We start from the raw sequence: 22,111 nt of genomic DNA, 5'->3' as shown, positions 1-22,111 counted from the left end.
CGGCCCCGGGCGCCGCGCCCCGCCGCGCCCGGTCGCCCGGACCCCGGCGGCCGGGCCGGTCAGCCCACCGGCCAGGTGTGCACCGGTTCGCCGCCGCGCATGTGCTCCAGGTAGCGCCGGGTCATCGCGGCGATGGCGGCACCCGGGTCCATGCCGTACTGCTCGCGCAGCAGGTGGACGGTGGCGGCCTGCCAGGACGCGCCGTTGGTCCGCCGCAGGCAGCGCTGCTCGATGATCCCGAGGTAGCGGTCCCGGTCGGCCGGTTCGACGCCCCACTCGTCCAGGCCCTGATGGGCCAGCGGCAGCAGCTCGCCGAGGACCAGGTCGGTGGCGGCCACCGGTGCGACCGCCCGCCCGGCGCGGCCGCGGCCCGGCCAGTGCAGCACCGCGTCGATGCCGTACCGGGCGGCGGTGTGGAAGTTCTCGTCGGCCCGGGCGAACGGCAGCCGGTTCCAGACCGGCCTGGGCTGCTCGGCGAGCACCCGGACCAGCCCGTAGTAGAAGGCCGCGTTGGCCAGGGTGTCGGCGACCGTCGGGCCGGCCGGCAGGCAGCGGTTCTCCACCCGCAGGTGGGCGACGCCGTCGGCGATGTCGTAGACCGGGCGGTTCCAGCGGTAGATGGTGCCGTTGTGCAGCCGCATCTCGGCGAGCCTCGGCACCCCGCCGGAGGCCAGCACCTTGGCCGGGTCCTCGTCGTCGCAGATCGGCAGCAGGGCGGGGAAGTAGCGCAGGTTCTCGGCGAACAGGTCGAGCACCGAATCCACCCAGCGCTCGCCGAACCAGGTTATGGGGCGCACTCCTTGCGCCTTGAGCTCCGCCGAACGGGTGTCACAGGCTTGCTGGAACAGGACGGGGCGCGTCTCGCGCCACAGCTCGCGCCCGAACAGGAAGGGCGAGTTGGCGCCGAGCGCCAACTGGACGGCGGAGATCGCCTGGGCCGCGTTCCACACCGGCGCGAACCGCTCGGGGGTCACCTGCAGATGCAGCTGCAGCGAGGTGGCGGCGGCCTCCGCGACCATCGACACCGACTCCACCGCGAGGTGCTCCACCCCCTCGATGTCGAGCGCGATGTCCTCGCCGCGGGCGGCCAGGATCTGGTCGCTCAGCAGGGTGTAGCGGTCGTTGTGGGACATCGCCTCGAGCCCGGTGTGGTCCAGGTCGAGCGTCGGCAGGATGCCCACCATCACGATCCGGGCGCCGACCTCGGCCGCCTTGCGGTCGGCGTACCGCAGGCCGGTGTCGATCTCCTCGCGCAGGTCCTCCAGCACGTGGCCGCCCAGGCGCCGCGGCGCGATGTTGACCTCCACGTTGAACTGGCCGAGCTCGGTCTGGAAGTCGGCGGACGCGATCGACTGCAGCACCCGGGAGTTCCCCAGCACCGGCAGCCCCTGCTCGTCCACCAGGTTGAGCTCGATCTCCAGGCCCATCATGGCCCGCGGCCGGTCGAACCGCTGCTCGCGCAGCATCCGTTCCAGCACGTCCAGACAGGACTGGAGTTTGCGGCGGTACAGCTGCCGGTCGGACAGTTCCGCTCGGGTCGCCACGACCTTCTCGCCCATGGGTCCTCCCCTCCCCCTCGGTCGACGGTGCAAGCAATATGCCCATCCGGAAGATCGATAGCCCGGCCGTTCGAACGTGCCGTCGGGACAAGATTCCTGACCCTCTTTCAGCAACACCCCAACTTGCACCACGCCACTGAACGTGATAAGAAGGTCACCCTGCGCACCTGTTCGAGTAGAATTCGCACTGCGCCCCGGCCCGGTCGCCCGCATTCGACCCCTCAGCCGACACCGGCTGGTCGACGGCGGGCCCGCGCACGCACCGCGATCATGCCCAACCGGACACGGCCCAGGCCCCGCCACATCGACGCCATGCCGGTATGCCGCACTCGCACGCCGATCTCGCACGGAGAGGCGACTCACCATGACCCTGCAGACCCCTCAGCCCCCGCCCGGTGCCCTGCGCGCCGTCCTGGCCGCCCTGGACTCCGAGGCCGGGCTCCGACAGCCGGCCGCCTCCGTCCTGCGCCACGGCCCCGGCCCGCTGCTGCCCGTCCATCCCCTGGCGGTGTACGTGCTGGAGCGGCCCGGGGCGAGCCCGGCCGAGGCCAGGCGCACCGGGTGGCGGTTCCTGATCAAGAACGGGGCCGGTGAGTTCGCGGCCTCGGCCGAGGTGGTCGAAACCCCTGCCGGGCACGCCTTCTCCCACTTCACCGCGGGCCCCTACCCGGACTCGACGCTGCGCGCGCTGCGGCAGGCCTGGCAGCTGGCGCACGCGGCGCCCGCCCAGCACCAGCCGCGGCTGCTGTCGATGCCGGGCCACTACGCCACGGCGCTGTGGCTGCACGGCCCGTCCGCCGCCGAGGACCTGATCATCCCGCTCGCCCCGGCCCCGGTCGGGGTCACCGCGCACCGGGTGTACCCCGCCGCCGAACTGCTCGGGGCGCTGGGCCGCGCACCGGTGGCCGCGCCGGCCCTGCTCGGGGGCTCCTGACCGGGTCCGGCGGGCGGCGTCCGCCGTCACCACCCCAACGGGCCATCACCCACTGACCGGTTCGGGCCAGTGGGCGATGGCCCGTCCGGCATTCCGGGGGCGGGCACGGCCGCCGGTCGGGTGGTCTACGCTTCCGATCTGTGGCGCACGTCACGAAATGGCTGCGCGGCGGCCACCGGGGGCCGACACTGGGAACCAGCACGGAGGACCTGCTGTCCTACCCGTTGCGCGGCCGGTTCACACCTGGACCGGCCGGCAGGATCCGCCGGCAGGGCGGCGCCCAGGGGGGTGGCCGTGCGGCGGGTGTGGATCGCGACCGAAGCGAGGGTACAACGATGTGCCAGCACCGTCCTGAGTGTCCTACCGCCGACTCCCCCGACCGCGAGGCGGCCGTCCCCGTCGCGCTCCACCCGGACCAGGGGTGGAGCCTGCTGTGCAACGGCGTCCTGCTCTTCGAGGACACCGGCGAGCTGCTGCCCGACGGCCGGGTGATCGCCCCGCACCGCCCGTTGGCCTTCGCCGCCTGAGCGGCTGCCCGGCGGCCCTGCTGCCCCGCCGGGTGAACCACGGGAAAGGGCCCCGGAGGATGTGATCCTCCGGGGCCCTTCCGTTGCCGATCCGCCAGGCGGCCCGGACGCGGTGGCCCGGGCCTGGGTGGATCAGACGCCGTAGTCGTCCAGCGGCGGGCAGGAGCAGACCAGGTTGCGGTCGCCGTACGCGCCGTCGATCCGGCTCACCGGCGGCCAGTACTTGTCGGCCGGGTTGACGCCGGCCGGGAAGACCGCCTCCTGGCGCGAGTACGCGTGCTCCCACTCGCCGGCCATGGTGGCGGCGGTGTGCGGGGCGTTGGCCAGCGGGTTGTCCTCGGCGGGCCAGGCACCCGAGCCGACCTTCTCGATCTCCGCCCGGATCTCGATCATCGCGGCGCAGAACCGGTCGATCTCGTGCAGGTCCTCGGACTCGGTGGGCTCGATCATCAGCGTGCCGGCCACCGGGAAGGACATGGTCGGGGCGTGGAAGCCGTAGTCGATCAGGCGCTTGGCGATGTCGTCGACGCTGACGCCCGTCTCCTTGGTGAGCGGACGCAGGTCGATGATGCACTCGTGCGCGACCAGGCCGCCGGGGCCGGTGTAGAGCACCGGGTAGTGCGGGGCCAGGCGCTTGGCGATGTAGTTGGCGTTCAGCACCGCGACCTGGGTGGCGCGCTTGAGGCCCTCGCCGCCCATCAGGCGCACGTACGCCCAGGAGATCGGCAGGATCGCGGCCGAGCCCCAGGGGGCGGCCGAGATCGGGCCGACACCGGTGGCCGGGCCCGCCTCCGCCTGCAGCGGGTGGTTGGGCAGGTACGGCGCGAGGTGCTCGCGGACCGCGACCGGGCCGACGCCGGGGCCGCCGCCGCCGTGCGGGATGCAGAAGGTCTTGTGCAGGTTCAGGTGCGAGACGTCGGCGCCGAACTTGCCCGGCTTGGCGAGGCCGACCAGGGCGTTCAGGTTGGCGCCGTCGACGTACACCTGGCCGCCGGCCTCGTGCACCAGGGCGCAGATCTGGGTGATCTCGGTCTCGTACACGCCGTGGGTGGACGGGTAGGTGACCATCAGCACCGAGAGCTGGTCGCGGTGGAGCTCGATCTTGGCCTTGAGGTCCTCGACGTCCACGTCGCCGTCGACCAGCGTCTTGACCACGACGACCCGCATGCCGGCCATCACGGCGGAGGCGGCGTTGGTGCCGTGCGCGGAGGACGGGATCAGGCAGACGTCGCGCTGGGCGTCACCGTTGGCCAGGTGGTAGGCGCGGACGGCGAGCAGGCCGGCCAGCTCGCCCTGGGAGCCGGCGTTGGGCTGGATGGAGACGGCGTCGTAGCCGGTCACCTCGACCAGCTGCTGCTCCAGGCCGTGGATCAGGCTGAGGAAGCCCTGGACCTGCTCGGCGGGGGCGAAGGGGTGCAGCTGGCCGAACTCGGGCCAGGTCACCGGCTCCATCTCGGTGGTCGCGTTGAGCTTCATGGTGCAGGAGCCCAGCGGGATCATGCCGCGGTCCAGCGCGTAGTCGCGGTCCGACAGGCGGCGCAGGTAGCGCAGCATGGCGGTCTCGGAGCGGTGGCTGTGGAAGACCGGGTGGGTGAGGTACTCGTCCTCGCGCAGCAGGGCGGCGGGCAGCGTGTCGGCGGCCTCGGCGACCTCGGTGTCCTTCAGGCCGAAGGCGGCCCAGACGGCGGCCAGGTGCTCGCGGGTGGTGGTCTCGTCGCAGGAGATCGAGACGGTGTCGGCGCCGGCCTTGAACAGGTTGACACCGGCCTCGGCCGCGGCGGCGACCACCTCGGCGGCACGGCCGGGGACGCGGGCGGTGACGGTGTCGAAGAACGCGCCGTGGACGAGCTCCACGCCGCCGGCCGTCAGGCCCTCGGCGAGGGCGGCGGCGTAGCGGTGGGTGCGGCGGGCGATGTCGGCCAGGCCGTCGGGGCCGTGGTAGACGGCGTACATGGAGGCCATCACGGCGAGCAGCACCTGGGCGGTGCAGATGTTGCTGGTGGCCTTCTCGCGGCGGATGTGCTGCTCGCGGGTCTGCAGGGCCAGGCGGTAGGCGCGGTTGCCGTCGCGGTCGACCGAGACGCCGACCAGGCGGCCGGGCAGGTTGCGGGCGTACTGGGCGCGGACGGCCAGGTAGCCGGCGTGCGGGCCGCCGAAGCCCATCGGCACGCCGAAGCGCTGCGAGGTGCCGCAGGCGATGTCGGCGCCGAGCTCGCCCGGCGACTTCAGCAGGGTCAGCGCCAGCAGGTCGGCGGCGACCGCGACGACCGCGCCGAGGCCGTGCGCCTGCTCGATCAGCGGTGCGAGGTCGCGGACCGCGCCGGAGGCACCGGGGTACTGGAGCAGCACGCCGAAGACGCCGCGCTCGGCGATCTCGGCCGGGATGCCGTCGGACAGGTCGGCGACGACCACCTCGACGCCGGTCGGCACGGCGCGGGTCTCGATCACCGCGACGGTCTGCGGCAGGGTGTCGGCGTCGATCAGGAAGACACCGCCCTTGACCTTGGTGACCCGGCGGGCCAGCGCCATCGCCTCGGCGGCGGCGGTGCCCTCGTCGAGCAGCGAGGAGCCGGAGGTGTCCAGGCCGGTCAGGTCGGAGACCAGGGTCTGGAAGTTGAGCAGCGCCTCCAGGCGGCCCTGGGAGATCTCCGGCTGGTACGGGGTGTAGGCGGTGTACCAGGCCGGGTTCTCCAGCACGTTGCGCAGGATCACCGGCGGGGTGAAGGTGCCGTAGTAGCCGAGGCCGATCATCGAGGTGAGGACCTGGTTGCGGTCGGCCAGCTCGCGCAGTTCGGCGAGCACCTGGGCCTCGCTGCGGCCGGCCGGCAGGCCGAGCGCGGTGAGGCTCTTGATGGTGTCGGGCACGGCGGCGTCGGACAGCTCGTCCAGGGAGGCGTAGCCGACGTGGGCCAGCATCTTCTCCTGGGCGGCCGCGTCGGGGCCGATGTGGCGGGTCTCGAAGGGGCTGGCCAGCTCGAGTTCGGCGAGGGTGGCGTCGCTGCGGCGACCGTGGGTCGGCTGGGCGTTCATGGGGGTCGAGGCCTCCTGGTCGATGACCGGCTGGGGTGCGGGCGCCGACCGGCCTGCACCGCCGCTGGGCGGCGGGGACCATGAGCGCACGAACCCGACAGGCCTCCCCCTCTGTCATCGGGACCTGAGAGCTTCGCCCGCACGGGCGGCCCGGAGGGCCACCTGTCGGCTTGCACCGTCGGTGAGGGTGGTGCCGTCGGCTCCCGCGCCGGCGGTCCTGCCCTGCTTTCCAGAGTGACCTGTCCCACACGGTACGGGTGCCTGAGAGATTCCGGGGAGGAGTTGCTCCTTCGGCGCCCTGGACGCCCGCCGCGGCGGGCCCAGGGACTCTCCCGAGCGGGCTCGGCGGTCGCCGCCCAGGGTACCAGCGAGATTCCCGCGGATCACGGGCCAGGGGCGGCCGGTCCGCACTGCCGTTCCCCGGACGGCGGCGCCCGGGTCGCCCACGTCCGATTGATGGCTTTTCGTGTGAAGTGGCGGGCGGCCAGCTCCTCCGACCGCCCCCCGACGGACTGGTCAGGAGCAGGCGGACTGGAGGACAGCGTGCAGACCGATATCGATCCGCGCGACCTGATCGGACACAAGGCGGTCGACCGGAACGGTGACAAGATCGGTACGGTCGACGAGGTGTATCTCGACGACGCGACCGGGGAGCCCGAGTGGGCTGCGGTGCGGACCGGGATCTTCGGCCGGGACGCCTTCGTCCCGCTGACCACCAGCGAGTTCGCCGGCGACGAGTTGCGGGTCCCGTACGACAAGTCGCTGATCAAGGAGTCCCCGGACTTCGGGGTGGGCCAGCACCTCTCGCCCGCGCAGGAGTTGCAGCTCTACCGCTACTACGGGCTGGACGCGGGCGGCGGCACCCCGCCGCCGCCGTCGGCGACCAACGGTTCGGCCGCGGCGGCCGCCGCCGTGGCCGCCGACCGCAGCAAGGACCGGGACTTCGGCAAGGTCTCCTCCTCGCCGCAGACGATGACCGCGCCCGAGCCGGGCACGACCAACGCCGCGCCGTTCGCCCCGCACGCCGCCGCCCCGATGGCGCCGCCGGCCTCCGCCCCGGCCCCGGCGCCGCAGGCGGCACCCGCCGAGGACCCGCCGACCATGCAGCTCGGCTCCCCGCTGGCCGCCCACCAGGCGACCACCCAGCACGGCCCGCCGCAGTCCGCGGCCCCGCAGCCGTCCAACCACCACGACGCCCAGGGCGACACCAGGATGCCGGGCGCGGCGCAGCAGCCGGCGGGCCCGGCGTCCAGCGCGCCGAGCGGGCCGGTGGAGATCACCTGCCGCGAGGAGCGGCTGGACATCACCACCGAGTGGCACGTGCTGGGGACCGCGCGGCTGCGCAAGTACGTGACCAGCGAGCCGGTGGAGCGCAAGGTGCCGGTGGTCCGGGAGCGGGTCCGGGTGGAGCGGGTGCCGGTGACCGAGGCGGAGCGGGCGTCGCTCAGCGAGCAGGAGATCGTCGAGGGGATGGAGGAGGTGACCCTGCGCGAGGAGCGGGCGGTGGTGCGCAAGTACCTGGCCCCGATCGAGCGGGTGCGCCTGGTGGTGGAGCGGTACACCGAGGAGGAGGTGATCCGCGAGGAGCTGCGCCGCGAGCAGGTGGAGATCCACGACAGCACGTCGGCCACGAATCCTCCGGTGCCGCCGCCGGTCGGGCCGGTGCAGCGGCCCGCCGAGCCCTCCCTGCGGCCGGAGCCGCTGCGGCCGTCCTGAGCCGCCGCGGTCCGCGCCGGCCGCCCGCCACCGAGGTCCCGTCCCCGCCGCCGCGGGGGCGGGACCTCCGCGCTGCCGAAGCTTCAGCGATCGATATTTGACACAGTGAACTATTCAGCGGCATGGTTACTTCATTCGATTCACTATCTCTCGCCTGAAGCACTGAGCTCGGGCAGCCAGAACCGGAGGAAGAACCGTGAGTGAGGCATCTCAGCCCACCATCACGGCCGACAAGCCGACCAGCGCCCGGGTGCTCCCCGCCCTGGTGCTGGCCATGCTGGCGTTCAGCGTGGTGCAGACCGCAGTCGTCCCGATCCTGCCCTCGCTGGCCAAGGAACTGAACGTCTCCGGCTCCAACATCACCTGGCTGATGACGGCCAACCTGCTCTCGGCCGCCGTCCTGACCCCGCTGCTCGGCCGCTTCGGCGACCTGCGGGGCCGCAAGCCGATGCTGCTGGTCTCGCTGGCCGGCCTGGTGGCCGGTTCCGCGCTCGCCGTCGGCACCCACTCCTTCACCTGGCTGGTCGTCGCCCGCGTCCTGCAGGGCGCCGGCGGTGGCGTGCTGCCGCTGGCCATCAGCATCGTCCGTGACGAGCTCCCCCGGGAGAAGGTCACCGGCGGCGTCGCGGCGATCAGCGCCTCGATGGGCGTCGGCAGCGGCCTCGGCCTGGTCGCCACCGGCCTGCTGCTGGAGCACTGGAGCTACAAGTCCATCTTCTGGATGGGCCTGATCTTCGGTCTGATCGCGGTCGCCCTGGTCGCCCTGCGGGTGCCCAAGGACCCGGTCGTCGACAAGGAGGGCGGCGCCGACCCGCTCGGCGCGCTCACCCTGGCCGGCTGGCTCTCCGCGCTGCTGGTCGCCGTCAGCCAGGGCAACAACTGGGGCTGGACCTCCAACAAGACCCTCGGCCTGTTCGCCGTCGCCGCTGTCGTCGCCCTGGTCTGGATCATCATCGAGACCAAGGTCAGCCACCCGCTGGTCGACATGAAGATGATGTCCCGCCCGGCCGTCGCCTTCACCAACATCTCCGGCCTGCTCATCGGCTTCGGGATGTACGGCTCCTTCCTGGTGATCAGCAACTTCGCGCAGACCCCGGAGAAGCTCGCCCACTACGGCTTCACCGCCACCGTGCTGCACGCCGGCGTCATGCTGCTGCCGTCCGCCGTCGGCTCGATGGTCGCCGCCCCCGTCGGCGCCCTGCTGATCGCCCGCCGCGGCCCGCGCCTGCCGCTGGTGCTCGGCGGCGTGCTCGGCGCGGCCGCCATGGTCTACCTCGCCGTCCGCCACAGCGCCGAGGGCGACATCTACACCGCCTCCGCCGTGTTCGGCCTCGGCGTCGGCCTCGCCTACGCCGCGATGCCGGCCTACATCAACGGCGCCGTGCCGATCGAGCAGAGCGGCATCGCCAACGGCATGAACGCGGTGCTGCGCACCGTCGGCGGCGCCGTCGGTACCGCCGTGATGGGCGCCATCCTGACCGGCGACACCATCAAGGGCCTGCCGATCCCGGTGCTGCTGCCCACCCTGGACGCCTACAAGCACGCGTTCTGGACCGCCGGCGTGATGTGCCTGATCGCCGCCGCCGTCCCGTTCGCCATCCGCACCATCAAGCCGGCCACCACGCCCGTCGAGGCGGCCGCCCCCAGCCCCGCGCTGGCCAAGACCGACGCCTGACGAGGCGTCCCCCCTCGCGCTCGGGACGGGGCGCGAGGAGACCGGGCCCCGGTGGGTCGACGAGGGCATCGCGACCACCCCGGCCCCGGCCGACCGACGGCTCCGCACCTGGACGGGTGCGGGGCCGTCGTCGTACCCGCACCCCGCCCGGCGGCGCGGCGTCGGGTGAGCGCGGGCGTAGCCGGGCGCGGCGGCTCGGCACACGCGCAGTTCCGGCCAGCAGCAGCGCGACCAGGGGCACCACCGCTCAGTTCAGCGCCGCGGCAGCGGCGGGTGAGCGCAGGCGAAGCTCGACGCAGCGCCGGCCCGGCGCAGGCGCAGCTCAGCGCAGCGGCAGCGCGGCGGAGGGCTGCAGCGCCGGGTCGTCGACGGAGAAGGTGCGCACCCGCCCGGGCGGGCTGTCCGGGGTCTCGAACCGGACCGTCACCCGTCCCACCCCGCTGCCCTGCACCCAGCCCGGGCCGTACTCCTCGTGCGTCACGTCCTGGCCCGGCCACCAGCGACGCACCGCCTCCGGCTCGGGCTCCGGCTCAGCGGCCGGTGCCTCCCGGACCACCTGCGGCACGGCGTGCAGGCCGGCGCCCTGCGCCTCGGCCCGTTCCTCGGCCTCGGCGCGCTCCTGGGCCTCGGCGGCCTCCCGGACCGCCTGCGCGAACAGGTCCTCCTGGGTGTAGTCCGCCAGCTGGGCGACCCCCACCCCGAGCAGCCGGACCCCGCCGGTGGTGTCCACCTGCATCGCCAGCCGTCTGGCGGTGGACGCGATCACCTCCGGGTCGTCGGTCGGCCCGCGCAGCGTCTCCGAACGGGTCAGGGTGGAGAAGTCGAAGCGGCGGACCTTGAGCACCACCGTGCGGCCCGACCGCCCGGTCGCCCGCAGCCGGCCCACGCAGCGCGCGGCCAGCACGTCGATCTCGTGCATGATCCGGTCCCGGTCGGCCAGGTCGACCTCGAAGGTGTCCTCGACCGACACCGACTTGGCGTCCCGGTCCGCGACCACCGCCCGCTCGTCGAGACCTGTCGACATCTGGAACACCCCGGCGCCGTGCGCCCGGCCGAGCAGCTGCACCAGCTCCTCCAGCCCCGCCGCCGCCAGATCGGCGACCGTAGTGAGCCCCACCCGCCGCAGCACCTGCTCGGTGGCGGGACCGACGCCCGGCAGCGCGCGGACCGGCATCGGGCTGAGCACCGCCTGCTCGGAACCGACCTCCACCAGCACCAGGCCGTCCGGCTTGGCCTGCTCCGAGGCGATCTTCGCCATCAGCTTCGACCCGGCCGCGCCGACCGAGGCCGTCAGGCCGGTCCGCTCCAGGATGTCGGCCCGCAGGTCCTCTGCCAGCGCCAGCACCAGCTCGTTCCCCTCGGCCGGGCCCGCCGCGGCCAGCGCCGGACCGTACGGGCCCGCCTCCAGGTCCACGAAGGCCTCGTCCAGGCTGAGCGGCTCGACCAGCGGCGAGCGCTCGCGCAGCAGGCCCATCACGATGTCGCTGGCCCACCGGTACGCCTCGAACCGGCCGGTCAGGAAGGCCGCGTTCGGGCAGAGCCGGCGTGCCTGCGCCATCGGCATCGCCGAGTGCACGCCGAACCTGCGCGCCTCGTAGGAGGCGGTGGACACCACCCCGCGGCCGCCGAGCCCGCCGACCACCACCGGCTTGCCGCGCAGGCTCGGCTTGGCCGCCTGCTCCACCGCGGCGAAGAAGGCGTCCATGTCGAGGTGGATGATGCTCGGCACTGTCCGCACCCGTCGATCATCCCGCAGGGCTCTGACATTCCGTTCGAGCCACGGGACGGCCGGCGCTCGAACCGCCCGCGCGGGGCCGCCACGACCGGCTCAGCCCGCCGCCGCGTCCGCCAGCGCCCGGTCGACCCCGGCCTCGCGCGGGCCGAGGAACTGCGGGTCGGGCTGCAGCCAGGCGTCCAGCGCCGCCTTGCCCGCCCCCGGGATCTCCCGGAGCCCGCCGTAGAACCAGGTCGCGTCGTGCCACTCGTCCACGCCGACCGCGTACGAGTCGATGCCCGCCGCCCGGCACAGCGCCAGCGCCCTGCGCACGTGGAAGGTCTGACTGACCAGCACCGCCCGGTCGACCCCGAAGATCTGCCGCGCCCGGGCGCAGGAGTCCCAGGTGTCGAAGCCCGCGTAGTCGCCCACCACCCGGATTTCCGGTACACCCCGCTGGATCAGGTAGTGCCGCATGGCGTCCGGCTCGTCGTAGTCCGTCCGGCTGTTGTCGCCGGTCACCAGGATCGCCTGCACCTTGTGCTGCTGATAGAGCGCCAGCGCCGCGTCCAGCCGGTGGGCCAGGTACGGCGAGGGCTCGCCGTCGAACAGGCCGGCGCCGAACACCACCGCGACCGGGGCGCTCGGCGCGCTCGCCACGGTGCCCACCCGGTCGCTCTCCCCCGCCCACAGCCAGGTGGACGGGCCGGTCGCGACCACGGTCAGCAGCACACCGGCCTGGAACCAGCGCCGGCGCCCGGTCCTGCTCCCGGCCCCCGGCACCCGGATCCGCGACACCTGTATCCGCGGCACCTGTATCCGCGGCACCTGTATCCGCGGCACCTGTATCCGCGGCAGCCGGACCTTACCCAGCAGCGCGGCCGGCACCCACCGGGCCCGGGCCGCCCGCGACGAGGTCCCGGCCGCGGCCGGGGACCCGCCGTCCGCCAGGGTCCCCTCCCCCTGGGTCCGCTCCGCCCGGCGCCGTTTCGCCACCTTCATGCCGGCCTTGCCCCCGCCCTGGTCCGTACCTTGATCGATCCACCTGCCCCGACGCGCCGAGGGGCCCGGACGGTTCCCCGTCCGGGCCCCTCGCGGTCGTCTCCCGCGCAGCCTAACCCGCGCGGTTGCGCCGCTGCGCCAGCTCGTCCATGGGGTCGTTCCCGACCAGGGTCTCCCCGGTGTCGGTGCGCTCGCCGTGCAGGCGGCCGAGGGCCGCCTCGAGCTCCTTGCCGACCGCGCCGACCGCGATGCCGAACATCCCCTGGCCGCGGCCCAGCAGGTCCGCCATCTGCTGCGGCGAGGTGCACTCGTACACCGTCGCGCCGTCGCACATCAGGGTCAGCCCCGCGAAGTCGGCCGGCTCGGCGGACTGCAGGTGGCTGACGGCCACCCGGATGTTCTGCAGCGACACCCCGGCGTCCAGCAGCCGCTTGACGATCTTGAGCATCAGGATGTCGCGGAAGCTGTACAACCGCTGCGCGCCCGCCGCGTACGCGGAACGCACGCTCGGCTCCAGCAGGCCCGTCCGCGCCCAGTAGTCCAGCTGCCGGTAGGTGATCCCGGCGGCCGCACAGGCCGTCGGCCCGCGGTAACCCACAAGCGCCGAGGTCGGTGCCAGCCGCTCGATCGCCGGCTGGCCCGCCTGCACGGCGGGAAAGCGCCCCACTCTGGGCAGCTCGGGTTCCGGGGTCTGGGCCGTCTCGGCACTCCAGGGGCGCGGGATGAGACTGCGCCCGCTGCGCGGGAGGTGCACGGCGCACAGGCCCCCGGCGGCCAGATCATCGCCGGTGCCGCTCATGCCAACCTCCGTCCACTGCTGGTACGGGCCGTCCCGGCCCCGGGTGGCCCAACCAAGCGGAGCCATCCCTGACGGTAAGCAGTCGCCAGAGACCCGTCAACGATCGCCACGCCGGGGGTCACCGCCAATGTCACTCAACCGAGTGGTTTTGCGTGGCCCAAACCTGGGCAGGACCACGGGCTCGGCCCTCCACGACTTGCGGACACCCCCGGCCGCGGATAAGGAATCAGCACCCGGAGAACCCGCCGGACACCGACCGGCCGGGCACCCCCGCACCCCTCCCGCCGACCCCCGACGCTACTGCTGGCCCCCGAAGTCCTCCGGCGAGACCTGGTCCAGGAACTCGCGGAACTTCTCGACCTCGTCCTCCTGCTCGTCCGGGATCGAGATCCCGGCCTCGGCGAGGACCTCCTCGCTCCCGTAGATCGGCGTACCGGTCCGCAGCGCCAGCGCTATCGCGTCGGACGGCCGGGCGCTCACCTCGACCCCGCCGGCGAACACCAGCTCGGCGTAGAACACGCCCTCCCGCAGGTCGTTGATCCGCACCTCGGTGAGCTGGTGGCCCAGCGCGTCCAGCACGTCCTTGAACAGGTCGTGCGTCAGCGGCCGCACCGGCGTCATGCCCTGCTGGGCGAAGGCGATCGCGGTCGCCTCTCCCGGGCCGATCCAGATCGGCAGATACCGATCGCCCCCGACCTCCCGCAGCAGCACGATCGGCTGGTTGGACGGCATCTCCACCCGGACACCCACGACGTCGAGCTCATTCACATGGCAACCCTATGGCCCACACCGCCGATATGAAAGCGCAGCCGGTCCGCGCTGGCCGATTCCCGCCGCACCCGCTCCCCCACCGGCAGCACCGGAACCCGCCCCGGGCCCGCACCGGGCCTTCGCCCCGCACTACGCCTTCGCACGCAGCCCGGCCTGCACCATCGCCGCGTGCAGCCGCACCGACAGGGTGGCCAGCTCCCGCGCCGTCGTCTCCGCGTGCGCCCGGGTCTGCGGATTGCGGTGGCGCCGCAGCGGGGCGACCACCTGGTCCACCAGCGCGACCTCCCGGTCGGCCGCCGCCTTCATCGCCCGCAGGTGCCGCGGCTCCAGGCCGTACCGGCCGAGTTCGGCCACCAGCCGGGCGATCTGCAGCGTCTCACCGTCGAAACCGCCGTCCGGGCCCGCCGAGACCAGCCCGTACGACTCCCACTCGGCCAGCTCCGGCTCACCCGCCTCGGCCGCCGCCAGCAGCTCCGCCCGGCCCAGCCGCACCCCGAGCCCGGACGAGGCCGCGGCCACCAGCTCGCGGTCGGCCTCCTCCATCGGCCCGGGCCGGTTCTCCGGCGTCGGCAGGGCCGGCGGCTGCTCACCGCGCTCGATGGCGTCCAGGTGCTCCCGGATCACCCGCAGCGGCAGGTAGTGGTCCCGCTGCATCCGCAGCACGTACGCCAGCCGCTCGACGTCCGCGGCACTGAACTTCCGGTAGCCCGAGGGGGTCCGCTGCGGCTCCACCAGGCCCTCCGCCTCCAGGAAACGGATCTTGGAGATGGTCACCTCCGGGAAGTCGTCCCGGAGGAAGGCCAGTACGGCGCCGATGCTCGAACGTTCGTCGCCCCGCCGCCGCGCCTCGCCCGTACGCCGCGAGGCGGGCACGGGCGAGGAGCCGACGAGGGTGGGAGTGTTAGCGGTCACTCGGGCTCCAGCCGAAGTCGTGGTCAGTACCCCCGGTAGTGGCCGGCGAAGAACACCAGCCGGTACTTGCCGATCTGGACCTCGTCGCCGTTGTTCAGCGCGACCTCGTCGATCCGCTCCCGGTTGACGTAGGTGCCGTTCAGGCTGCCCACGTCGGCGACCGAGAAGCCACCGTCCTGACGGCGGCGGAACTCCACGTGCCGGCGCGAGACCGTCACGTCGTCCAGGAAGATGTCCCCCTGCGGGTGGCGCCCCGCCGTGGTCACGTCGGAGTCCAGCAGGAACCGGCTGCCCGAGTTCGGACCGCGCTGGACGATCAGCAGCGCCGAGCCCGGCGGCAGCGCGTCGATCGCGGCCAGCACCTCGGGCGACAGCGCCGGCGTCGCACCGGTGCTGGTGGCGTTGGGGTCGTACGACTCCAGACCCGAGATGGTGATGGTCGAGGTGGTCTCGGCCGCCCCCTCCGGGTGCACCCCGGCCCGCAGCGGCGTACCGCAGTTCGAGCAGAACCGGGCCGTCACCGGGTTCTGGTTGCCGCAGCGCGGACACGGAGCGGAGCCGGCCATGTTCACAGCCTCCTGGCGCGGCACACCCGGCTGGACGTGCCCGGCGTAGGGATCCGGGGCGAACCCTCCACCAGAGGTTGAGGGTCCTGTCGGGAAACCTATGCGCGCGGCGCCCGCCGAATCAACCGACGCGCCGTACGCCGTACCGAAGCCGTCGGTGGGGATGCCCGCGCCCTGGGTCGCATTGTCCTCGCGGAACATCGGGCGCTGCTGCGCCGCGTACTGGTCCGCCTCCGGCGCGGGCCGCATGCCCGGCACGCCGGATTCCTCGTCGCGGCGGTGCCGCGCCGTGGGCGCCTCGACCGCCACGTCGCGACGGTTGCTGCGGCCGAAGAGCTTTGCGAAGAAACTCACGGGCGAATCCCCTTGTGTGTGACAGACCCGCCCGCGGGGCAGGGTGAGAGGCTCGGAACGGTCGTGCACCCGGGATCGGGCCGGTACCGAGCAAGTGCTGTGTCCCAGTGTGACCGACCGTCCACGGTCGGCCGCCACCGGGTCCTGACAGGAACTGACGACGCGTCCGGAATCCGCCCCGTCACTTCGCCGCCGGCTTGCCGTACTGCAACTGCCTGGGCACCGCGAGCGCGTCGACGACGACCTTCTGCTGCTGGGTGATGGTGGCGCGGGCCTGATGGTTCTCCAGCGTCCGCACCACGCCGCCCGGGATGTTCAGGGCGGGCGTCAGGTCCTGCGGATTGCCGACCACGGTGAACCGGAACGGCTGCGACACATCCTTGCCGTCGATCTGCACGCCACCGGACGACGCGTCGGTGAAGTAGGTACCCGCCACCACTCGAACATCGTTGATCTGAATCGCCTCCGCCCCCGCCGCTCGGAGTTCCTGCAGGGTGTCCAGCAGCATATCTGCCTTCACCTGCCCTTGGGGATCGTCGATGGTCAGTACGATCCCCGGGCCGGTCGCTCTGACCGTACCGGCCAGCACACCCAACTCCGCGGCCTTCTTCCTGGTCTGCTCCTGCGCCTCCTTGGCCTGGTTGGAGGAGTTCTCCAACTGGGCCATGGACTGCTCGAGCTGTGTCTTCTCCTGCTGGAGACGCTGCTGACGGCTGTCCAGTTCGTCGAGGATCCGGACAAGATCCTCCTGGCGGGCGCCCCGGAGCTGATCGTGGTCGTTGGTCGACCTGACCTGGATGGCCAGCGCCAGCCCGAGCGAGAACAGCAGGACGGCCACCACCAGCTGGCCGCGGGAGATCCGCAGCGGCCACAGTGCGGACCGCAGCCGCCGGCGCCCGTCGGCAGCCGCATCCGGTCCGTCCGGCCCGTCCGACTCGTCCTGCTTCCCGGGCGTGTCGGCCCCGGAATCCGCAGGCTCCCCCGACTGCTCGGGCTGCTCGGACCGCTCGGGCTGCTGCGCCTGCTCGGACCGCTGCGGCTCCGCGGGCTTCGCCGCCGGCTCCGGCCGCTCGGCGGTCGCGGCAACCGCGGACGGCTCCGCCTCCGGAACCTCCTCGGCCCCCGCGCCCGGCCCGCTCGCGGCGGACCCGGTGGGCGCGACGGCCTCCACGGCCCCGCCCTGCTCCGGCTCCGGCCCCGGCCGGTGCTCCGAACCCCGTACCGCGCCACCCTCGGGAAGCTCAGCCGGAAGCTCACCCGGCAGCTCGCCCGGCAGCTCATCGGGCAGGTCGGGCCGCACGCCGCGCTTGTCGTCCTTGTTCACGCCTTGCGCTCCCTACGCCCTGAACACGTGCCGACGGATGGCCGCCGCGTTGGAGAAGATTCGGATGCCGAGCACCACCACCACGCCGGTGGACAGCTGCGAGCCGACCCCGAGCTGGTCGCCCAGGAACACGATCAGCGCCGCGACCACCACGTTCGACAGGAACGAGACCACGAAGACCTTGTCGTTGAAGATCCCGTCCAGCATCGCCCGCACGCCGCCGAACACCGCGTCCAGTGCCGCCACCACCGCGATCGGCAGGTAGGGCACCACGGCGTCGGGGACCTCCGGCTGCACGAAGAGGCCGACGACCACGCCGATCACGAGACCCAGTACGGCAATCACGGTGTTGGAGCTCCTGTCCCTGCGGTGGACGATGCGGTGGCGTTCTTGGTACCGGACGGCTTGGCGGCCTTCGTCGACTTCGCCGGCGGCGGGCCGGCAGATCGCGAGGAAGACGCGGAGGGCGACGGGGACGGCGAGGGCGACGGCGATGCCGGGGATGACGGCGATCCGGAGGCCGAGGACGACGGCGAGGGCGAGGCCTCGGGCACGTCGGGCCGGGCGAACCGGAGCGTCACACCCAGCGCGGCCGGCAGCTGCAGCTTCTTCTGCACCGACAGGCTCGACTTGATGCCGTAGCTGTCCTCGATGATCCGCAGGTAGCGGCCGGCCTCGTTGTCCTGGAAGGTCTTGGCGAGCTTCGCGCCGTCGCCCACCGCCAGCACGGTGTACGGCGGCACCAGCGGCCGGTTGTCCACCAGGATCGCGTCTCCGGCCGCCCGGATCGCGGACAGTGCGGTGAGCCGCTGCCCGTTGACCGAGATTCCCTCCGCGCCGGACTGCCAGAGACCGTTCACCACCAGCTGCAGGTCGTGGTCCCTGAGCCGGCCGGAGTTGCGGAAGCCGTCGGCGTCCCGCGGGTTGCTGATGTTGCCGCCGCCGGCCGAGCTGTTGGCGTCCTCGATCACCAGCTTCACCCCCGGACCGGTCATCTCACCGGTGCCGGTCCCGGCCGCCAGCGCGGCCAGTCCGCCGTCCCCACCGGCCCGCAGCGCGTCCTGCTGGGCCGTGTCGACCTGGTCGCGCAGGTCGCCGACCTGGCGCTGCAGGCTGTCCGCCCCGCCGGTCGCGTCCTTGATCCGGTGCACCAGCGCGTCCCGCTCCTTGGCGAGCGTCGGCTCGGCCTCGTGCGAGGTCACCGCCCCCACGGTCACCACGGTCGCCGCCAGGGCGAGCCCGAGGGCCAGCGTCAGCCGGCCGCGCAGCGAGGACGGCAGCCGGCTGCGTCCCTCCACCCCCAGGGCCCGGGCCGCCTCGGCGTACCCGTCGTCCAGGCTGTGGTCCATCACGGTGGTCAGCAGGGACATCGAGGCGTCCGGACGGGTGAAGCGTCCGTCCCGGTCACTCGGCGTCGGCGTTGCTGGCATGCGGGACATCGTCCCATGTCCCCCAGCCGGCGTACGACCTACCCCCGGCCCGCAGCGCCCCGATCCGTACCGGATCGTGACATCCCGGGCAGGCCGACGGGGTGGCGGGCGCCGTGCCCGCCACCCCGTCGGCCTGCCATCCGGCTACCGGCTACCGGCCCGCGGAGTCCACGACCGCACCCCACTCGTCCAGCAGCTGCTGGGCGGCCTGGTCGTCCGGCCCCTCGGCCCACAGGTGGGTGACCGCCTCGGCCGGGTCCGGCAGCACCAGCGTCCACCGGCCGTCCGGTTCCACCACCCGCACGCCGTCCGTGGTGTCCAGCCGCCGGGACCCGGCCGCCTCCACCACCGACCGCATGACCATGCCCTTCGCCGCCCACGGGGTGGCGACGTCCCGGCGCTGGATGTGCGCCTGCGGGATCCGGGCGTCGATCTGGCTCAGCGTGAGCTGCGTACGGGCCACCAGCCCGACCAGCCGCACGAACGCCGCGGCACCGTCCAGCACGCCGCTGAACTCGGGCACCACGAAGCCGCCGCGCCCGTCGCCACCGAACACCGTGCCCTCGGCCGCGGCCGCCTTGGCCAGGTCGTCCGGCGAGGTGGAGGTCCACGTCACCTGCGTGCCGTGGTACGCCGCCACCTGCTCGGCGATCCGGGTCGTGGTCACCGGCAGCGCGACCTGCCCGCTCCGGCGCTCGGCCGCCACCAGGTCGAGCAGCACCAGCAGGGCCCGGTCGTCGTCGATCACCCGCCCGAGCTCGTCGACGAACGACACCCGCTCGCCCACCGGGTCGAACCGCACCCCGAACGCCGCCCGGGACGAGGCCACCAGCTCACCGAGGCGCGCCAGCGCCGCCCGCCGCTCCTCGGCGTCCTCGGTCGGCCGGGACTCGTCCAGGCCGCTGTCGACGGTCAGCGCCTCCACACCGAGCCGGCCCAGGATGCTGGGCAGGACGAGCCCGGCGCTGCCGTGCGCGGCATCGACCACGACCTTGAGCCCCGCCTCGCGGACCCCGCTGATGTCGATGGACTTCAGCAGGTTGGTCGCGTACGAGTCGAAGACGCTGGCCGGGTGCAGCAGATCGCCGATCTCGCCCGGGAACGCGCGCCGGAACTCCTGCCGCGAGTACACCCGGTCCAGCTTCCGCTGCCCGGCCTGCGACAGGTCGGCGCCCCGCTCGTCGAAGAACAGGATGTCCAGCGAGTCCGGCACCCCCGGCGTGGTCCGCAGGAAGACGCCTCCCGCGCTGCCCCGGGCGGTGTGCTGCCGGGCGACCGGCATCGGTACGTTCTCCAGGTCCCGGACGTCGATCGCGCTGGTCTGCAGCGCCGAGATCATCGCCCGTTTGAGCGCCCGCGCACCCCGCGAGTGGTCACGCGCGATGGTGACGGTCGCGCCCTTCTTCAACGTCGTCGCGTACGCCCCGGCCAGCCGCACCGCCAGCTCCGGGGTGATCTCGACGTTCAGCACGCCCGACACCCCGCGCACCCCGAACAGGTGCTCCTGCCCGCGCGACTCCCAGATCACCGAGGTGTTGACGAACGCACCGGCCTCGATCGTCTTGAACGGGTACACCCGGACGTTGGCGGCGATGTTCGACTCCTCGCCGATCAGGCACTCGTCGCCGATCACCGCCCCGTCGTCGATCCGGGCGGCCCGCATCACGTCCGTGTTCTTGCCGACCACACAGCCCCGCAGGTTGGACTGCGGCCCGATGTAGACGTTGTCGTGGACCACCGCCTTGTGCAGGAACGCCCCGCGCTTGACGACCACGTTGCTGCCCAGCACGGTGTGCTCGCGCAGCTCGACCCCGGCCTCGACCTTCGCGTAGTCGCCGATGTAGAGCGGCCCCCGCAGGACGGCCTCCGGGTCGACCTCCGCACCCTCGGCGATCCACACCCCGGGCGAGATCTCGAACCCGTCCAGCTCGACCTGGACCTTGCCCTCCAGGACGTCCGCCTGCGCCTTCACATAGCTCTCGTGGGTGCCGACGTCCTCCCAGTAGCCCTCGGCGACGTACCCGAAGACCGGCTTGCCCTCCTTCAGCAGCTGTGGGAAGACGTCGCTCGACCAGTCGACCGACTCGCCGGCCGCCACGTAGTCGAAGACCTCGGGCTCCATCACATAGATACCGGTGTTCACCGTGTCCGAGAACACCTGGCCCCAGGTCGGCTTCTCCAGGAAGCGTTCGACCCGGCCCTCGTCGTCAGTGATCGTGATACCGAATTCCAACGGATTGGGCACCCGGGTCAGGCACACGGTGACGATCGCGCCCTTGGCCCGGTGGAATGCGATCAGCTCGGAGAGATCGAAATCGGTCAGCGCATCCCCGGAGATCACCAGGAAGGAATCGTCCTTGAGCGCGTCCTCGGCGTTCTTCACACTGCCCGCGGTGCCCAGCGGGACTTCCTCGTTGGCATAGGTGAGGTGCATACCCAGGTCTTCGCCGTCACCGAAGTAGTTCTTGACCAGGGAGGCCAGGAACTGCACCGTGACGACGGTGTCCGAGAGGCCGTGCTTCCTGAGCAGCCGAAGCACATGCTCCATGATCGGCCGATTGGCGACCGGTAGGAGCGGCTTGGGCATGCTCGAGGTCATCGGGCGGAGGCGGGTGCCCTCCCCGCCTGCCATCACAACGGCTTTCATTGCGGGTGCGTCCTCCTTCTCGGTGGTGAACCCTGTGGATCCATCAAACCGTTCAAGAGCTTGTCTACCCGGATCAAACCGTCCGACGCACCGTGCGAGCCGTGTGAAACCTCTCGCCGGGCCACCTGAGGCCCGGCCGGCGGGGTCAGACCGCCGCGGCCCGCGCGGCCCGCACGATCTGCCGCGCCTGCACCGCGTACAGGATGCCCGCCCACCAGTAGAGCACCGTGCCCCACCAGATGAACGCCCAGCTCACCGCCTCCGCCGTCCGCTCGAACCAGTTCGTCCCGGTCCCCAGCAGCAGCAGCGGGAAGGCGTACATCAGATTGAACGTTGCCGCCTTGCCCAGAAAGCTCACCTGGAGCGGCCCGTACCCGTAGCGGGCCAGGACGGGCAGCAGGGAGCCGATGAACAGCTCACGCGCGAGCAGGATCGCCGTCACCCACCAGGGGAGGATCTCGCGCCAGGTCAGCCCGATCAGCGTCGACAGGACGTACAGGCGGTCCGCGGCCGGGTCCAGGATCTGCCCCAGCCGGCTGATCTGACCCCAGCGGCGCGCCAGCTTGCCGTCGAGGTAGTCACTCACCCCGCTCAGCATCAGGATGACGATCGCCCAGCCGTCGTTGTTCGGGCCGCCGAACACCGGCCAGAGGATCAGCCAGAGGAAGATCGGCACCCCGACCAGCCGGCCCATGCTCAGCAGGTTGGGAATGGTGAGGACACGGTCGGTCTGGACTCGCGTCTCCTGGACCTCCACCTGGGGGCCTCCTGGTACTCATGACAACTTGTGCGGCACTGACCATACAACAAAAAAGCCCCCCGCCTGGGAAGGCGGGGGGCTTCTCTGAAAGGTTGTTCGGCGGCGTCCTACTCTCCCACAGGGTCCCCCCTGCAGTACCATCGGCGCTATGAGGCTTAGCTTCCGGGTTCGGAATGTAACCGGGCGTTTCCCTCACGCTATGACCACCGAAACACTATGAAACTGTCAACCGCACCACACCACGTGACCTGCGGTGTGGGGTCGTTGTTTCAGAACAACACAGTGGACGCGAGCGTCTGAGGACAAGCCCTCGGCCTATTAGTACCGGTCAACTCCACCCCTCACGAGGCTTCCATATCCGGCCTATCAACCCAGTCGTCTACTGGGAGCC

At 72.4% G+C, this 22,111-nt stretch carries 17 protein-coding genes, 2 rRNA genes, 1 pseudogene and 1 riboswitch; of the genes and pseudogenes, 5 read left to right on the top strand and 15 right to left on the bottom strand.

Features of this window, described 5'->3' with window-relative positions; all coding sequences use genetic code 11:
- Positions 1 to 59 precede the first annotated feature (59 nt).
- Positions 60 to 1,559 (bottom strand): glutamate-cysteine ligase family protein, encoded by a 1,500-nt coding sequence (locus AC2TEW_RS29485; protein ID WP_484626400.1) that lies wholly within the window; start codon positions 1,557 to 1,559, stop codon positions 60 to 62.
- A gap of 364 nt (positions 1,560 to 1,923) precedes the next feature.
- Between AC2TEW_RS29485 and AC2TEW_RS29480 the strand changes: the two genes are divergently transcribed.
- A complete protein-coding gene (locus AC2TEW_RS29480) occupies positions 1,924 to 2,493 on the top strand; it encodes a hypothetical protein (protein ID WP_484626399.1) in 570 nt (189 codons plus the stop codon).
- Between the two features lie 335 nt (positions 2,494 to 2,828).
- A complete protein-coding gene (locus AC2TEW_RS29475) occupies positions 2,829 to 3,020 on the top strand; it encodes a DUF5999 family protein (RefSeq protein ID WP_033825438.1) in 192 nt (63 codons plus the stop codon).
- 132 nt (positions 3,021 to 3,152) lie between these two features.
- On the opposite strand, the gene gcvP is transcribed toward AC2TEW_RS29475, so the two are convergent.
- A complete protein-coding gene (gene gcvP / locus AC2TEW_RS29470; RefSeq protein ID WP_484626398.1) occupies positions 3,153 to 6,050 on the bottom strand; it encodes an aminomethyl-transferring glycine dehydrogenase in 2,898 nt (965 codons plus the stop codon).
- Between the two features lie 239 nt (positions 6,051 to 6,289).
- Positions 6,290 to 6,395: riboswitch (glycine riboswitch) on the bottom strand.
- 198 nt (positions 6,396 to 6,593) lie between these two features.
- Here gcvP and AC2TEW_RS29465 point away from each other — a divergent pair.
- From AC2TEW_RS29465 to AC2TEW_RS29455, 3 genes and pseudogenes are all read left to right on the top strand, one after another.
- A pseudogene (locus AC2TEW_RS29465) lies at positions 6,594 to 7,019 on the top strand (PRC-barrel domain-containing protein); the annotation flags it as partial.
- Positions 7,020 to 7,022: 3 nt separating this feature from the next.
- Positions 7,023 to 7,766 carry a YsnF/AvaK domain-containing protein gene (locus AC2TEW_RS29460; protein WP_484626473.1) on the top strand — a complete coding sequence of 248 codons (744 nt, stop codon included), beginning with the start codon at positions 7,023 to 7,025 and terminating at the stop codon, positions 7,764 to 7,766.
- Between the two features lie 196 nt (positions 7,767 to 7,962).
- Entirely contained in the window at positions 7,963 to 9,441 is a 1,479-nt protein-coding gene (locus tag AC2TEW_RS29455) for an MFS transporter (RefSeq protein WP_484626397.1), read from the top strand.
- Positions 9,442 to 9,763: 322 nt separating this feature from the next.
- Here AC2TEW_RS29455 and AC2TEW_RS29450 read toward each other — a convergent pair whose 3' ends face one another.
- The 13 genes from AC2TEW_RS29450 to AC2TEW_RS29390 all read right to left on the bottom strand — a co-directional run.
- Positions 9,764 to 11,179, bottom strand: a complete 1,416-nt coding sequence (locus AC2TEW_RS29450; protein ID WP_484626396.1) for a DNA polymerase IV — start codon at positions 11,177 to 11,179, stop codon at positions 9,764 to 9,766.
- 90 nt (positions 11,180 to 11,269) lie between these two features.
- Entirely contained in the window at positions 11,270 to 11,968 is a 699-nt protein-coding gene (locus tag AC2TEW_RS29445; protein ID WP_484626395.1) for a SanA/YdcF family protein, read from the bottom strand.
- 301 nt (positions 11,969 to 12,269) lie between these two features.
- Positions 12,270 to 12,956 carry a MerR family transcriptional regulator gene (locus AC2TEW_RS29440; RefSeq protein ID WP_484626394.1) on the bottom strand — a complete coding sequence of 229 codons (687 nt, stop codon included), beginning with the start codon at positions 12,954 to 12,956 and terminating at the stop codon, positions 12,270 to 12,272.
- A 297-nt stretch (positions 12,957 to 13,253) separates the two neighbouring features.
- Complete coding sequence (locus tag AC2TEW_RS29435; protein ID WP_033825432.1) at positions 13,254 to 13,724, bottom strand: bifunctional nuclease family protein; 471 nt, start codon at positions 13,722 to 13,724, stop codon at positions 13,254 to 13,256.
- Positions 13,725 to 13,856: 132 nt separating this feature from the next.
- Positions 13,857 to 14,600 (bottom strand): transcriptional regulator FtsR, encoded by a 744-nt coding sequence (ftsR, locus tag AC2TEW_RS29430; RefSeq protein WP_484626472.1) that lies wholly within the window; start codon positions 14,598 to 14,600, stop codon positions 13,857 to 13,859.
- A gap of 62 nt (positions 14,601 to 14,662) precedes the next feature.
- Positions 14,663 to 15,559, bottom strand: coding sequence for a double zinc ribbon and FHA domain-containing protein (locus tag AC2TEW_RS29425; protein ID WP_033825431.1), 897 nt, complete (start codon positions 15,557 to 15,559; stop codon positions 14,663 to 14,665).
- Between the two features lie 181 nt (positions 15,560 to 15,740).
- A complete protein-coding gene (locus AC2TEW_RS29420; RefSeq protein ID WP_484626471.1) occupies positions 15,741 to 16,730 on the bottom strand; it encodes a DUF881 domain-containing protein in 990 nt (329 codons plus the stop codon).
- Between the two features lie 165 nt (positions 16,731 to 16,895).
- The gene (locus AC2TEW_RS29415; RefSeq protein WP_033825430.1) at positions 16,896 to 17,228 is read right to left on the bottom strand and encodes a small basic family protein; all 333 of its coding nucleotides are present in this window, start codon (positions 17,226 to 17,228) and stop codon (positions 16,896 to 16,898) included.
- Positions 17,225 to 18,313: a DUF881 domain-containing protein gene (locus AC2TEW_RS29410; RefSeq protein ID WP_484626393.1), complete on the bottom strand. Its 1,089-nt coding sequence runs from the start codon at positions 18,311 to 18,313 to the stop codon at positions 17,225 to 17,227. The genes AC2TEW_RS29415 and AC2TEW_RS29410 overlap by 4 nt, the downstream gene beginning before the upstream one ends.
- 151 nt (positions 18,314 to 18,464) lie before the next feature.
- Positions 18,465 to 20,960 carry a mannose-1-phosphate guanyltransferase gene (locus AC2TEW_RS29405; RefSeq protein ID WP_033825428.1) on the bottom strand — a complete coding sequence of 832 codons (2,496 nt, stop codon included), beginning with the start codon at positions 20,958 to 20,960 and terminating at the stop codon, positions 18,465 to 18,467.
- A 145-nt stretch (positions 20,961 to 21,105) separates the two neighbouring features.
- Entirely contained in the window at positions 21,106 to 21,717 is a 612-nt protein-coding gene (gene clsA, locus AC2TEW_RS29400; RefSeq protein WP_484626392.1) for a cardiolipin synthase ClsA, read from the bottom strand.
- Positions 21,718 to 21,814: 97 nt separating this feature from the next.
- Positions 21,815 to 21,931, bottom strand: a 5S ribosomal RNA gene (gene rrf, locus AC2TEW_RS29395).
- Positions 21,932 to 22,018: 87 nt separating this feature from the next.
- Positions 22,019 to 22,111 (bottom strand): 23S ribosomal RNA (locus tag AC2TEW_RS29390); the annotation flags it as partial.

The organism is Kitasatospora sp. NEAU-CNBT7, assembly GCF_057220535.1.
This window is presented reverse-complemented; position numbering and strand designations above follow the sequence as displayed.